We start from the raw sequence: 14317 nt of genomic DNA, 5'->3' as shown, positions 1-14317 counted from the left end.
TTCCCGCCATGGCTGAAGATCTGTTCGCGTCCCCCTCGGCGCCCGGCGCCGGCAAAACCGCCGCCAACACCTATGACGCGTCGTCGATCGAGGTGCTCGAAGGCCTCGAACCTGTACGTCGCCGCCCCGGCATGTACGTCGGCGGTACCGACGAACGCGCACTGCATCACCTCGCCGCCGAAGTGCTCGACAACGCGATGGACGAGGCGGTCGCCGGCCACGCGACGCGGATCGAAGTCACGCTCGAAGCGAACAACCGCCTGACGATCGTCGACAACGGTCGCGGTATCCCGGTCGATCCGCACCCGAAGTTCCCCGACAAGTCCGCGCTGGAGGTCATCCTCTCCACGCTTCACTCGGGCGGCAAGTTCGCGGGCAAGGCCTATGCGACCTCAGGCGGCCTGCACGGCGTCGGCATCAGTGTCGTCAACGCGCTGTCGTCCGACACCGTCGTCGAAGTCGCGCGCGACCGCCAACTCTATCGCCAGCGCTTCGCCAAGGGCCTGACGCTCGGACCGATCGAGCACCTCGGACCAACGCCCAACCGTCGCGGCACCAGCGTCGCTTTCACCCCCGACACCGAGATCTTCGGCACCGAACTGAACTTCAAGCCGCAACGCCTATACAAGCTCGTCCGCTCGAAGGCGTATTTGTTCGCCGGCGTCGAGATCCGCTGGCATTGCGCACCCGACCTGATCGCGGACGATACCCCCGCGCAGGCCGTGTTCCAGTTCCCGGGCGGCCTCGCCGATCACCTCCGCGACCAGATCGCCGGCCGCGAATGCGCGACCTCCGACTTCTTCTCCGGCTCGCAGGACTTCCCGAGCGCGAACGGCGAAACCCAGGGCCGCGTCGAATGGGCGGTCGCATGGCCGCTGTGGAGCGACGGCTCGTACAGCTGGTATTGCAACACCATTCCGACCCCCGACGGCGGCACGCACGAGCAGGGCCTCCGCCAGGCGCTGGTCCGCGGCCTGCGCGCGTTCGGCGATCTCGTCGGCAACAAGAAGACCAAGGATATCAGCGCCGACGACGTCATGGTCGGCAGCGAGCTGATGCTGTCGGTCTTCATCCGCGAACCGCAATTCCAGAGCCAGACCAAGGATCGCCTCACCAGCCCCGAAGCCGCCGGCCTCGTCGAGAAGGCGGTGCGCGATCATTTCGACCATTTCCTCAGCCACAACATGGAGCGCGGCAAGGCGCTGCTGAACTATGTGCTGGAGCGGATGGACGAGCGCCTGCGCCGCAAGCAGGAACGCGACGTCAAGCGCAAGACCGCCACTTCCGCGCGGAAGCTGCGCCTGCCGGGCAAGTTGACCGATTGCTCGGCGAACTCGCCAGAGGGCACGGAACTCTTCATCGTCGAGGGCGATTCGGCTGGTGGCTCGGCCAAGCAGGCGCGTGACCGGAAAACGCAGGCGATCCTCCCGATCCGCGGCAAGATCCTCAACGTGGCGTCGGCGACCAGCGCGAAGATCTTCGCCAACCAAGAAATCGCCGACCTCACCCTCGCGCTGGGCTGCGGCACCCGGAAGGACTGCACCCCGGACACGTTGCGCTACGAACGCATCGTCATCATGACCGACGCCGACGTCGACGGCGCGCACATCGCGACGCTGCTGATGACGTTCTTCTTCCAGGAGATGCCCGAACTCGTCCGCCGCGGGCACCTCTACCTCGCGCAACCGCCGCTCTATCGCCTGACCGTCGGCACCAAGAGCGTCTACGCACGCGACGACGCGCACCGCGCCGAACTCGAACGCACCGTGTTCAAGGGCAAGAAGGTCGATGTCGGCCGCTTCAAGGGACTCGGCGAGATGAACCCGAGCCAGCTCCGCGAAACCACGATGGACCCCGCCACCCGCGGCATGCTCCGCATCACGCTTCCGCAGGAATACGAAGAGCGCGCGCAGGTAAAGGACCTGGTCGACCGCCTGATGGGCAACAACCCCGCGCACCGCTTCGCCTTCATCCAGGAGAACGCGGGGCGGATGGACGAGGAAGCGATCGACGCGTGACGTAACGGTAGAGCGTGTCGGGAACGGGTAGCGATGTCGCGCCCGTCCGAAAAGGACACGGAGGCGGCCCGAGTTCGCCAAGCTCGCCACCCCCATTGTGTTCACCCGCGAAGGCCGGTGCCCAGCCCGGCCTCCCGCCTTCGCGGGAGTACAACCTGGGCACCGACATAACTTTTACACGAGTACCTACTGCTTGTAGGCGACCAGCGTCGACGTTTTCCCACGTTTGATGTCGTTGACGTCGATCGTCATCGTCTTGCCGTCGGGCGAGACCGTCATGAGGAATTTGCCGGTCACCTTGCCTTCGAACATATCGGTCTCGTGCAACGTGCGGGCACTGGGCTGCGTCAGGGACACAGTCGTCCAGCCCGGATCGCCCGTCACCGGCACTGCCGGATCGCCGATCGTCGCGGCGAACGAGATGCCGATCGGCGTCGAATAGGTCACGACCTTGCCGACCTGCGCGAACGTGAACGTCAGCCCGCTGTCGGACACCTGCGCATCCTTGGTCTGACGCCAAGAGCCCGACGTGGCATGCGCGCCGGCAGGAGCGGGGGCAACGCGATCGCTGACCGACGTGCCGGTGATCGGAACGCCGGTCGTGCCCACCGTCTCGCTGAATGCCGTCGCAATCGATTTTCCGTCGGCAGACAGTGTCTCGGTCGCTTCGCTGACGATCTTGCCGCCCTTCTTCGTCGCGTATTTCACGACCGCCGGATCGACGACGGTGACCGACATCTCGTCGTAGTAAGGCTGTCCAGCCACCGCATGCCAGCCACCGTCGGCGACAACCTTCACCACCGGCTTGCAGGTGGCGCAGGTGTATAGTCCCTTGTCTATCAACGTGCTGGAAGGTTTGGTGGACAATTGACTGGCACTGATATCACCCTTCCAAGTACCCGACAGGACGTCTTGTGCGACTACCGGCGATATCGCGGTCGATGCCAATGCTATGCCGATTGTAAGTTTGATCATGATTATCTCCCCTGTACTTTGACGAGGTCATTCGAATCGAATCAAAGCACACAGGATCCTGGCGCCGCGTCTTCCGATGCATGCGCTTGTTTAAGGTGATGCGACAGGGTGACGGCGATATAATCTCGGTCAGCTTTGGTGGGTGATGCAAGCGGTGTTGCTCCCGGCGGCGCGCGCTCGTATCAGGCGGTTCGGGCGGCCGCTAAGGGTCGCCCTCGCTGTTTGAAGGAGCTTGCCGTCGTGACCATCACCCCGCTCATGCCCGTCTACCCGCGGTGTGGCGTGCGTCCGGTCCGAGGCGAGGGCGCGTACCTCTTCGGCGAGGACGGCCAGCAGTATCTCGATTTCGCCAGCGGCATCGCGGTCAACGCGCTCGGTCATGGTCACCCGCATCTGACCAAGGCGATCGCCGAGCAGGCGGCCACGCTGATGCACGTGTCCAACCTGTACGGGTCGCCGCAGGGCGAGCATCTCGCGCAGCGCCTCGTCGACAACAGTTTCGCCGACACGGTGTTCTTCACCAACTCGGGCGCGGAAGCGGTCGAGTGCGCGATCAAGACCGCGCGGCGCTATCACTTCGCCAACGGTAACCCCCAGCGCCACACGCTGATCACGTTCGACACCGCGTTCCACGGGCGTACGCTCGGGGCGATCTCGGCGACCAACCAGGCGAAGATGCGCGACGGGTTCGAGCCGCTGTTGCCGGGGTTCGCTTATGCGAAGTTCAACGATCTCGAAGGCGCACTCGCGCTGATCGACGACAACACCGCGGGCTTCCTGGTCGAGCCGATTCAGGGCGAGGGCGGCATCCGCCAGGCGAGTCACGAGTTCCTCACCGGCCTGCGCAAGGCGTGCGACGAACACGGCCTGCTACTGGTCCTCGACGAGGTCCAGTGCGGCTACGGGCGCACGGGGAAATTCTTCGCGCACGAACTGTACGGTATCACGCCGGACATCATGGCGGTCGCCAAGGGTATCGGCGGCGGCTTCCCGCTCGGCGCCTGCCTCGTGACCGAGGAAGCCGCCAAGGGCATGGTCGCCGGCACGCACGGATCGACCTATGGCGGCAACCCGCTGGCGATGGCGGCGGGCGAGGCCATCCTCGACGTGATGCTGGAGGACGGCTTCCTCGACAACGTCACCGCGATGGGCGACCGGTTGCGGCAGGGGCTCGAGCAGATGATCCCCAACCACGATCACCTGTTCGACAGCGTTCGCGGCACCGGGCTGATGCTCGGGCTGAAGCTCAAGAGCGACAGTCGTGCGTTCGTCGCGTTCGCGCGCGACAACCACAATCTGCTGCTGGTTTCGGCGGGCGAGAACGTCGTCCGAATCCTGCCGCCGCTGGTGATCGACGAGAGCCATATCGCCGAGTGCATCGACAAGCTGTCGACCGCCGCGCGCGTCTACGTACCCGCCGCCGACGATTGAAATCTTCCGCTCATCCTGAGTAGCCATTGAGCGAAGCCGAAATGGCGTATCGAAGGGCCCGCCGATACCGGGCGCGACCTTTGGTACCAGGCCCTTCGATACGGGTCTTCGGCTTCGCTCAGCCCCTACTCAGGACGAACGGTTTTACCGAATAACGGCCTGCATGACTGGAGCCGATGCTTTGACCATCCGCCATTTCCTGAATCTCACCGACGCCGGAGCCGACGGCATCGCCGCGATGCTCACCGACGCACTCGACCGTAAGGCCGCCCGCGCCGGCTTCCCCAAGGGACGCGTCGACGCCGACGCGCCGCTCGCCGGCCACACGCTGGCGATGGTGTTCGAGAAGAGCTCCACCCGCACGCGCTTCTCGTTCGACATGGCGATCCGCCAGCTCGGCGGCACCTCGATCGTGTCCGACGGCGGCTCGATGCAACTCGGCCGCGGCGAGTCGATCGCGGACACCGCGCGCATCCTGTCGGGCTATGTCGACGCGATCATGATCCGCACCGACGATCACGCCAAGATCGAGGAGATGGCGCACTACGCCTCCGTCCCGGTCATCAACGGCCTGACCGACGCGTCGCACCCTTGCCAGATCATGGCCGACCTGCTGACGATCATCGAGAGCGGCAAGGCGCTGCCCGGCCTCAAGGTCGCGTGGCTCGGCGACGGCAACAACGTGCTCGCCTCGATCGTCGAGGCCGCCGGGCTGATGCAGTTCGACGTCGTCGCCGCCTGCCCGCAGGGGTTCCAGCCCGAGGAAGAGGCCATCACGCGGTCGTCGGGTCGGGCGCGCGTCGTCTCGGATCCGCGCGAGGCGGTCGAGGGCGCTGACATCGTCGTCACCGACACCTGGATCTCGATGGGGCAGGCGCATGCCGAGGCCAAGCTGAAGGCGCTCACCCCGTACCAGGTCGACGCCGCGCTAATGGCACTCGCCAAGCCCGACGCTAAGTTCCTCCACTGCTTGCCCGCGCATCGCGGCGAGGAAGTTACGCCCGACGTGATCGACGGCCCGCAGTCGCTGATCTGGCAGGAGGCCGAGAACCGCCTCCACGCGCAGAAGTCGGTCCTGCGCTGGTGCTTCGGGCAGATCGGTTGACCTGAACGGGCAGGGTCACCATCTGGCGGACGATGAACGATACGCCAAAATTCGACCCCAACGTGACCGATCTCGACCGCGCGCTGGCCTTCGCGATTCCAACGCGTAGTGCGCGCGGCCGGATCGTGCGGCTCGGCACCGCGCTCGACGAAGTGCTTGCAGCACATGCCTATCCGCCCGCGATCGAGAGGCTGCTCGCCGAGGCGCTTACGCTTGCCGCGCTGATCGGTTCGACGCTCAAGGATTCGAGCGGCCAGCTGACGATGCAGACGCGCACTGACAATGGCGTCGTCCAGCTGCTCGTCTGCGATTACCGCGGCGGCGAAGTGCGCGGTTATATCGAGTACGACGCGGACAAGCTCGCCGAAGCCCCCGCAGAGCCTTCGCTGTTCGCGCTGTTTGGCGCCGGCTATCTCGCGATCACGTTCGACATGGCGACCAGCAACGAACGCTATCAGGGCATCGTCCCCCTCGACGGCGACACGCTGTCGCAGGCCGCGCAGAGCTATTTCACGCAGTCCGAGCAGATTCCGACGATGATCCGCACCGGCATGGCGAAGGGCCCGGACGGTCGCTGCATTTCGGGTGGCCTGTTCCTCCAGCACCTCCCCGAGGGAGAGGACGGTCGCGAACGCCTGCACACCAAGCTCGACCATCCGGAATGGGAGCATGTCGCGACGCTCGGCAACACGATGGGCGTCGAAGAGCTGACCGATGCGACGTTGCCGCTGGAAACGCTAGTGTGGCGCCTGTTCAACGAAGAGGAAGACGTCCGCATCCTCGCGGATATCCCGATCATGCGCGGGTGCCGCTGCGATCCGGATTATATCCGGGGCGTGATTTCGAAATTTCCGTTGGAGGAACGCCAGTCGATGGCGGACGAGACCGGCTTCATCATCGTCGACTGTGCGTTCTGTGCGAAGAAATTCCCGGTGCCGGTGGAGGGATAAAACCCTCTCCCTATTGGGGAGAGGGAGGGGCCCGCGCAAAGCGTGGGAGGGTGAGGGGCGTGAGGCGCAGAACACCAGTTCCAACCACCCCTCACCCTTCCGTCGCCTACGGCTCCTCCGTCCCTCCCCCCGGAGGGGAGAGGGAGCGAGTATTAACCGCAATTTTACGCCTCCCCGTTACCTTTGATCCCGTGCTCTTATTCAGCACGTTTCTCCCTTGTGGCGCGTGTCCGCGCCAAACTCGGGGCCGCTCCGCCGGGCGGCCCCTTTCTTTTTTGCGCTCGCTGGCCTAGCGAACACGCATCATGACATCCCCTGCTCCCTTTGCGGTCGCCCTCGTCTCGGGCGGGCTCGACTCGATGGTATCCGCCGCGCTTGCGCGCGAAGCCGGCCAGCGCGTGCTCGCGCTGTCGTTCGATTATAACCAGCGTCACCGGATCGAACTCGACGCCGCGCGTCGCGTTGCCGGTGCACTCGGTGTCGAACGCCATATCGTCCTGCCGATGGACCTGTCCGCGTTCGGCGGGTCCGCGCTGACCGCCGATATCGACGTGCCGAAGGATGGCGCGGGTACCGAGGACGGCGGCGGCATTCCCGTCACCTACGTGCCCGCGCGCAACACGATCTTCCTCAGCCTTGCGCTCGGCTGGGCCGAAGCGGCCGGCGCACGCGACATCTATATCGGCGTCAACGCGCTCGATTACTCCGGCTATCCCGATTGCCGGCCGGAGTTCATCGCCGCCTTCGAAGGCCTCGCCGAACTCGCGACCAAGGCCGGCGTCGAAGGCGAACCGTTCCGCATCCAGGCACCGCTCCAGATGATGACCAAGGCGGACATCGTTCGCGAAGGCACGCGGCTCGGCCTCGACCTGGGCCTGAGCTGGTCGTGCTACGATCCGACGCCTGCCGGTGAGCATTGCGGCGAGTGCGACAGCTGCCGCCTGCGTTCGCGTGGCTTCGACGAGGCGGGGATCGCGGACCCGACGCGCTACGCCGTCAAGCCGGCCTGACATGAGCTACGCCGTCAAGGAAATGTTCCTCACGTTGCAGGGTGAGGGCGTCAACGCCGGTCGCCGCGCAGTGTTCATCCGGTTCGCTGGCTGCAACCTGTGGTCGGGCCGCGAACAGGATCGCGCGACCGCGGTTTGCAAGTTCTGCGATACCGAGTTCGTCGGCACCGACGGGCTGGGCGGCGGCAAGTTTGCCGATGCGCAGGCTTTGGCGTCAGCGGTAGCGGGCTTCTGGGGAGAAGGGGTGCACGATCGATTCGTCGTCCTGACCGGTGGCGAGCCGATGCTCCAGATCGATGACGCTATCGTCGATGCGCTGCATGCGCAGGGTTTCCGCATCGCGATGGAGAGCAATGGCACGATCCCGGCGCACCCCGGTATCGACTGGGTCTGCATCAGCCCCAAGGCCGGCAGCATCGTCGTCCAGCGTGCCGGGCACGAGCTTAAGCTCGTCTGGCCGCAACCGGGTAGCGACATCGAGGAAGTCGAGACCTGGGATTTCGAGAACTTCCTGCTGCAGCCGCTCGACGATCCCAAGGCGGATGCGAACCGCGAGGCCTGCGTGGATTTGGTGATGGAGCGCCCGCAATGGCGACTGTCGCTCCAGACGCACAAGCTGCTCGGCCTGCGCTGATCGATCGAAATAGGACGCAAGGGTAGGGGGCGCTACCGTCCCCATCCGTCATCCCAGCGAAAGCTGGGATATCCCCGTGTGACGTCCGTCATCTGATCCGCAAGTCACCCCAGCTTTCGCTGGGGTGACGGGGGCAGTGAAGTGACGCCCCCCGAGCCAGCCCTCTCAGCGAGTCGCCATACCCAAACCGACCGGCGGCCAGTTCTGCGCGCCGCACTTCTTCACGACCCATTCGCCCTTCTTGTTCCAGCAGATCGGATCGAGGCGGATCATCATCGGTGCCCCCCGTTCGCGACCGATGTACCGGGGAAAGCGCTGCTCGCCCCACGGGATCAGGCTGTTGCGCAACTCGCGCGAGCGCGCCAGCGCGACGTCGGCGAAATGACCGCGCGGTGCGAACACAGCATCGCGCCCGATCGACCCTGCGGTCTGGCAAAAGCCGTATTGCGCAGCCACAGTGGCAAAGCTCGAATAGGTCCGCGTCCCGAACTGGTCGAGCGCGGTCTGGCCGGCCTTGGGGCCCGCCGCCTTGTTCACGCGCACGAAGTATTTGGTCAGCGTGTCGAACGCCCCCTTCAGCTCTTCGCCGTGATCGGCCAGGATCGAATTGTAGTTCGGCACGGTCAACAGCGTCGGTTCGAACTGGCACTGCAACGCCGCGACGTTGAGCGCCGCACGCATGTGCCACACCAGCGCCGCGCGCATTTCCGCCGACGTCGCGCCGGGCAGGGCCTGGCCAAGGTCGGATTCTTCACCGGTGACGGCTGCGCCCGAAAAATCGCGCGACTGTAAAAAGAACTGCGCCGACGCCGACTGCGCCACAGCGAGCCCGCTCGACGCCACGCAAAGCGCGAGCGCGGTACGCAACACCTTCATTCCAACCTCCCCAGGGCATGCCAAGTGATCGAATCTAAAGCGTTTCCGTGAAACTCCCAAGCGATTTTAACCTTTTCGACCTGTCGTCCGACGCCGTTGCCGGGTGGGAACGTCAGAAATCCGTCGGCGCCGAAACGATCGCCCGACGAGGATGCCATGGGGGTGCCGTAGAGTGCCCAATAGAGGGTGCGGCCGCACGTGCCTCGATCGCCGAAACCCATCGCGCACCACCGATAACGAAAAGGGCCGCCCGGTTGCCCGGGCGGCCCTCCCCAACGTCGTAATTTCCTTGCGGAAATTACATTGCGTTGGTGGTCATCGCGTTGTTCGTCATCATGGTGTCGTTCGACATCATCGTGTCGTTCGCCATCATGGTGTCGTTGGCCATCATGCCACCGTTCGACGCGCCGTCGACTGCGGTCATGTTGTCGGACATCGTGTCCATGCCCTCAGTGGCGTTCATGTCGGTGACCATCGTGTTGTCGGTCGTGGTCTCGGTCTTGGGACCGCAAGCCGAAACAGCGAGTGCTGCGCTGGCGATCAGCGAACCGGTCAGAACCTTGGAAATGAGTGCACGCATGTGGAAGCTCCCTAGATAGAGGATTTGGCTGGCTGCTCGCCCTTAATACCCAAATCGTAGTGGACATTAATCCGATAACGCTTTGCCCTCAAGCCTCGTTTTCTCAAGGACAAGAAACTGTTTCAAGGAAAGCATCGGCCGTCAACGCCAGGGCGGCGTCGAAAGTTGCAAGGTCGGCCGGAATGCCGAGCGATTGCAGGCTGGTAACGCCGTATTCCGGCAGGCCGCAGGGCACGATACCACCAAAGTGCGACAGGTCGGGGTCGACGTTGACCGAGAAGCCGTGGAGTGTCACCCAGCGCTTAACCCGCACCCCGATCGCCCCGATCTTCGCCTCTCGACCCCGATCGAGCGTCCAGATGCCGACCCGGCCATCGACCGCGAATGCCTCGACGCCGAGTTCGCCGAGCGCCGCGATCACCCAGGATTCGAGCGCGTGGACGTAGCACCGCACGTCGCGCCCACGCTTGGTCAGGTCGAGCACGACATAGCCGATCCGCTGTCCCGGTCCGTGATAGGTGTATTTGCCGCCACGCCCGGTCGGGATCACCGGAAAGCGCGCGTCGATCAGGTCGCCGGGCTCGGCGCTGGTGCCCGCGGTGTAGACCGGCGGATGTTCGAGCATCCACAGCAGTTCGCGCGCGTCACCGGTGCCGACTGCGACCGCGCGCGCCTCCATCTCGGCCAGCGCGTCCGCATAGGGGGTCAGGCCGGCGCTGGTCCGCCATTCGATATCGGAGAGGGGAGGAGTGGTCACCGAACCCAATTGCGCACCCGTGCCGCAAGTTGCAACCGCGACGAGCGTTTCAACCATGTGGTCAAGCGCGAGGGCTTGGGCTACCTCGCGCAGGAATGGGAATGGCGGGAGCACGGACATGGCGACGACAGGCGCGACGACAGGGACAGTCAACGCACGCGTGAAGATGGTAACGGTCTGGGATCGCACGATCGAGGTGCTGAACGGGCGCACCGGCATGATCGCGCCGATCGCGCTGCTTGGCATGTTGCTGCCGACGGTCGTGCGGGACGGATTCGTCGCGTTCACGTCGCGCGCAAATCCGGTTTCGCTGCTGGTCGGCGCAGTCCTGACGATCGGTGCGCTCGTCGCGATGATCTGGGCGCAACTCTCGATCGTCGCGATCGCGACCGATCCGGCGGTCGATGCCGCGTCTGCACGTCGGCAAGGGAGCGCGCGCGTCTTGCCGGCGCTTGGCATCACCGTCCTGTTGACGATCGTCGCGTTCCTGCTCGCGGTGCCGCCGATCGTCGTTCTGGTGCAGTCCGGTTTCGACTTCGCCGCTGCCGCCAATGGCTCCAGCGCGCAGATGACGCCGCCCAGCGTCGGTGCCGCCAGCTTCACCGCGCTCTACGGTCTCGCCTATCTGCTCGTGCTGCTCTGGATCGGCGCGCGATTGGTGCTGCTTAATCCGGTCATTCTAAACGAACGCCTCGGTGTCGGCGCGATCCGTCGGTCGATCCAGCTGACCAAGGGCATGACGTGGCGGATCATCGGCGTCTTGGTGCTGTTCTGCATCGTGCTGCTGGTTGCGACCGGCGCTGCGCAGTCCGTCACGGGTATCGTCTTCCGACTCGTGCTAGGCGCGGATTCCGTCGCGACGGCGGCCTTCCTTGCGGGGGTCGCGGGCTCGATCGTCACCACCGCCTTCACGGCGCTAGCCGCTGTCTTCACCGCGCAGCTCTATGTCGCGACCAGAGAGAAACACGCCGTCCCATGAAGCTCGATTTCGCGACCGTTCTCACCGACGCCTGGACGCTGTTCAAGCGCGACCGCGACCTGTTGCTGCGGATCGCCGCACCGTTCCTGTTCCTGCCCGCCTTCGCGCTCGCGTTGGTCGTGCCCGATCCGCCGATGCCGGACGCGGCGGCGGGCAATAATGAGGCCCAGGCGATGGTCTGGGCCGATGCGGTGCAGACCTGGGCGGCGGCGCATGGCGGCTGGTACCTGCTCGCCTATGTGATGAGCTTTTTCGGGACGTCGTTGTTCTACGCGCTGTATCTCGATCGCGACCAGCTCGATTTGCGGCAGGCGTTGACGCGCTGCCTGCGGATCTTCCCGCGGTTTTTGCTGGCGATGGTGATCGTCTCGCTGCCGGCCGGGGCAGGGCTGCTGCTGTATGCGATTCCGGGGTTGTACATCCTGGGGCGGACGATGCTGACCGGCCCGGCGATGTTCGCCGAAGCCCCGGTCGGCGCGCTGGCGGCGATCCGCCGCAGTCTCGTACTCAGTCGTGGTTCGGGGTTGCCGTTGATGGGTCTGGCGGCGTTCAGCTACATCAGCGGCTGGCTCGTCGGCGCGCCGTTCATGATGGCCGACAAGGCGCTGCGCGACGGCGGGCAAGCCAACCCGGTCGCGCTGGCGATCGTCGACGCCGGCGCCGCGGTGGCGGCCATGGCGGCGGGTATCGCGATGGCCCTGATCGCGATCTCGGCTTACCGGCGGCTGGCGCGGTAAGGGGCGAGCCCCGTCTAATAGAACAGCACCTCCCCGGCGGAGGCCGGGGACCAGTTGGAAAGGTCGCAGTAACGACGCGCGACCTCCGTTAGCAACGTTTCCCAACTGGACCCCGGCCTCCGCCGGGGAGGTAAACGGGGTTGAATGGGATAGGCGACGAACCAAGCCAAAGTGGCTGCTACACTTGCTTAGCCAAATACGGAATCTGCGGCGCCGTCTCCGGCGGCAGCAACCCGGAAGCCCGCGGGTCGGGAAACGTCTCGATCGTCCGCTTCACCGCCACGAAACCCTGCGCCCGATAAAACCCCAGCGCACTCGGATGATCGAGCGTGCAGGTGTGCAGCCACACCCGCCCCACCCCCTTGGCCCAGGCCCGCGCGCACGCTTCGGCCATCAACCACCGCCCATGACCTTGCCCCGCCAGTTCCGGGATCAGCCCGAAATACGAAATCTCGCACGCACCCGCCTCGCGGAAATCGAGTTCGAGCATCCCGACCTCAATCCCCGCCGGATCGAGCATTGCATACACCCCGATTCCCGGATCATGGACGATCGCCGCCAGCGCATCGTCCGCCATCACCAACCGCGAGAACCACAGCCACGGGCTCCCCACCCGCCGGAACAGCGCGCGGTATTTCTCCAGCGCCGGTCGATCCCACTTCACCAGCCGAAACCGCGATCCCGGGCTCGGTCGCAGCGGTGGCCGCGTCCGCAGCTCCAGCGTCGTGACGATCGTCGCGAGAACGTCGTCGGCAACCGGGATCAGCGCCACTGGATCACGACCACGTAGCGCGAGGGGGTAAGCTCATCAGGATCGCGTCGATGTTGCCGCCCGTCTTGAGCCCGAACAAAGTCCCCCGGTCATAGACGAGATTGAACTCGGCATAGCGCCCGCGCCACTCGAGCATCTGCGCCTCGTCGGCCGCATCGAACGGCGTATCCATCCTTCGCCGCACGATTCGCGGATAGGCATCGAGGAACGCCTCGCCAACGTCGCGCGTGAAGGCGAAGTCGGTCTCGAAATCGCCGTCGAGATGATCGAAGAAAATCCCGCCGACGCCGCGGCTCACCTTCCGATGCGGGATGTAGAAATAGGTCTCCGCCCACTCCCTGAACCGCTCGTAATGCGCCGTGTCATGCGCGTCGCACGCCGCCTTCATCGTCGCATGAAAGTCGGCCGTATCCTCCTCGATCGGCAAGGGCGGGTTGAGATCGCCGCCACCACCGAACCAGCGCTTGGTGGTATTCAGGAAGCGGCAGTTCATGTGCACCGCGGGCACATGCGGGTTGGTCATGTGCGCGACCAGGCTGATCCCGGTCGCGAAGAACCGCGGGTCCTCGCCGGCACCATGGATCGACTTGGCGAAATCGCCCTCGAACGTCCCGCCGACGGTCGAGACGTTGACGCCGACCTTCTCGAAGACCTTGCCCTTCATCACGCCGCGAACACCGCCGCCGCCCAATTCGCCCGACGGATCGATCCGGTCCCACGGCGTGTATTCGAAGCTCGCGTCGGAACCCGCCTCGCGTTCGATCGCCTCGAACTCCGCGCAGATGCGGTCGCGCAGGGATTCGAACCAGGTTCGGGCGGCGGCTTGCTGGGGGTCGAGGTCGATCATGCACGGGTCTCTACCAAATCCTCCCCGGAACGGGGAGGGGGACCGTTCGGCTACTTGGCCGAAGGGTGGAGGGGGATTTCCGCGAGCGTTACGGCTGTGATGACGAAGCGGGACGTTCGCGGTGAACCCCCTCCACCATCCTTCGCACGGTCCCCCTCCCCTCGTGCGGGGAGGATCAGCTCGGCCAGCCGCCCGTCTGCCGCAACGCCTCGGCCGCAACGATCCCCGTCGCCACCGAGATGTTCATCGACCGCAACCTAGGCCGCATCGGGATCAGCACCCGCACATCGGCGCGCGCATGCACCTCCTCCGGCACCCCGGTCCCCTCGCTCCCCATCAACAACACGTCGTCGCTACGAAACTCCGCCACATCCAGCCGCACCGCGCCCTTCGTCGTCAGCAACACGATCCGCCCGCTCACTTGGCGCAGGAACGCGTCCCAATCGACATGCCGTACCACGTCGACCGCCCCCACATAATCCATCCCCGAGCGCGCCACCGCCTTCTCGCTCCAGGTGAATCCCATCGGTTCGATCAGGTCGACGCCGATCCCCATGCACGCGGCGGTCCGCAGGATCGCGCCGACATTTCCGGCGATATCGGGCTGATAGAGGGCAATTCTCATGCCTGATCCCTTAGCGCGCCG

General features: G+C 65.2%; 15 protein-coding genes. 8 read left to right on the top strand and 7 right to left on the bottom strand.

Annotated features, from left to right (window positions below; all coding sequences use genetic code 11):
- Window positions 1-8: 8 nt before the first annotated feature.
- Complete coding sequence (gene parE, locus E5673_RS17510) at window positions 9-2018, top strand: DNA topoisomerase IV subunit B (protein WP_136190988.1); 2010 nt, start codon at window positions 9-11, stop codon at window positions 2016-2018.
- 186 nt (window positions 2019-2204) lie between these two features.
- On the opposite strand, the gene E5673_RS17505 is transcribed toward parE, so the two are convergent.
- Complete coding sequence (locus tag E5673_RS17505; protein ID WP_136190987.1) at window positions 2205-2993, bottom strand: hypothetical protein; 789 nt, start codon at window positions 2991-2993, stop codon at window positions 2205-2207.
- 240 nt (window positions 2994-3233) lie between these two features.
- On the opposite strand from E5673_RS17505, the gene E5673_RS17500 reads away from it, so the two are divergent.
- From E5673_RS17500 to queE, 5 genes are all read left to right on the top strand, one after another.
- The gene (locus E5673_RS17500) at window positions 3234-4424 is read left to right on the top strand and encodes an aspartate aminotransferase family protein (RefSeq protein WP_136190986.1); all 1191 of its coding nucleotides are present in this window, start codon (window positions 3234-3236) and stop codon (window positions 4422-4424) included.
- 187 nt (window positions 4425-4611) lie between these two features.
- Complete coding sequence (gene argF, locus E5673_RS17495) at window positions 4612-5529, top strand: ornithine carbamoyltransferase (protein ID WP_136191600.1); 918 nt, start codon at window positions 4612-4614, stop codon at window positions 5527-5529.
- Between the two features lie 32 nt (window positions 5530-5561).
- Window positions 5562-6479, top strand: a complete 918-nt coding sequence (locus E5673_RS17490; protein ID WP_136190985.1) for an Hsp33 family molecular chaperone HslO — start codon at window positions 5562-5564, stop codon at window positions 6477-6479.
- Between the two features lie 305 nt (window positions 6480-6784).
- The gene (queC, locus tag E5673_RS17485; protein WP_136190984.1) at window positions 6785-7489 is read left to right on the top strand and encodes a 7-cyano-7-deazaguanine synthase QueC; all 705 of its coding nucleotides are present in this window, start codon (window positions 6785-6787) and stop codon (window positions 7487-7489) included.
- 1 nt (window position 7490) lies between these two features.
- Window positions 7491-8123, top strand: coding sequence for a 7-carboxy-7-deazaguanine synthase (queE, locus tag E5673_RS17480; protein ID WP_136190983.1), 633 nt, complete (start codon window positions 7491-7493; stop codon window positions 8121-8123).
- Between the two features lie 165 nt (window positions 8124-8288).
- On the opposite strand, the gene E5673_RS17475 is transcribed toward queE, so the two are convergent.
- The 3 genes from E5673_RS17475 to lipB form a co-directional block, all read right to left on the bottom strand.
- Window positions 8289-8999 (bottom strand): hypothetical protein, encoded by a 711-nt coding sequence (locus tag E5673_RS17475; protein WP_056488597.1) that lies wholly within the window; start codon window positions 8997-8999, stop codon window positions 8289-8291.
- Between the two features lie 298 nt (window positions 9000-9297).
- Complete coding sequence (locus tag E5673_RS17470; RefSeq protein WP_056065069.1) at window positions 9298-9579, bottom strand: hypothetical protein; 282 nt, start codon at window positions 9577-9579, stop codon at window positions 9298-9300.
- Between the two features lie 103 nt (window positions 9580-9682).
- Window positions 9683-10336, bottom strand: a complete 654-nt coding sequence (lipB, locus tag E5673_RS17465; RefSeq protein ID WP_243644449.1) for a lipoyl(octanoyl) transferase LipB — start codon at window positions 10334-10336, stop codon at window positions 9683-9685.
- Window positions 10337-10454: 118 nt separating this feature from the next.
- Between lipB and E5673_RS17460 the strand changes: the two genes are divergently transcribed.
- A complete protein-coding gene (locus E5673_RS17460; RefSeq protein ID WP_136190981.1) occupies window positions 10455-11315 on the top strand; it encodes a hypothetical protein in 861 nt (286 codons plus the stop codon).
- Window positions 11312-12052 carry a hypothetical protein gene (locus E5673_RS17455; protein ID WP_136190980.1) on the top strand — a complete coding sequence of 247 codons (741 nt, stop codon included), beginning with the start codon at window positions 11312-11314 and terminating at the stop codon, window positions 12050-12052. The genes E5673_RS17460 and E5673_RS17455 overlap by 4 nt, the downstream gene beginning before the upstream one ends.
- Before the next feature lie 178 nt (window positions 12053-12230).
- Here E5673_RS17455 and E5673_RS17450 read toward each other — a convergent pair whose 3' ends face one another.
- The 3 genes from E5673_RS17450 to E5673_RS17440 form a co-directional block, all read right to left on the bottom strand.
- Window positions 12231-12824: a GNAT family N-acetyltransferase gene (locus tag E5673_RS17450; protein ID WP_136190979.1), complete on the bottom strand. Its 594-nt coding sequence runs from the start codon at window positions 12822-12824 to the stop codon at window positions 12231-12233.
- A 4-nt stretch (window positions 12825-12828) separates the two neighbouring features.
- The gene (gene hemF / locus E5673_RS17445) at window positions 12829-13671 is read right to left on the bottom strand and encodes an oxygen-dependent coproporphyrinogen oxidase (protein ID WP_136190978.1); all 843 of its coding nucleotides are present in this window, start codon (window positions 13669-13671) and stop codon (window positions 12829-12831) included.
- Window positions 13672-13846: 175 nt separating this feature from the next.
- A complete protein-coding gene (locus tag E5673_RS17440) occupies window positions 13847-14296 on the bottom strand; it encodes a tRNA (cytidine(34)-2'-O)-methyltransferase (protein WP_136190977.1) in 450 nt (149 codons plus the stop codon).
- Window positions 14297-14317 lie beyond the last annotated feature (21 nt).

The organism is Sphingomonas sp. PAMC26645 (genome assembly GCF_004795835.1).
GTDB lineage: Bacteria > Pseudomonadota > Alphaproteobacteria > Sphingomonadales > Sphingomonadaceae > Sphingomonas.
The sequence above is the reverse complement of the archived record's forward strand: the minus strand, read 5'-3'. Positions and strand labels throughout refer to the sequence as shown.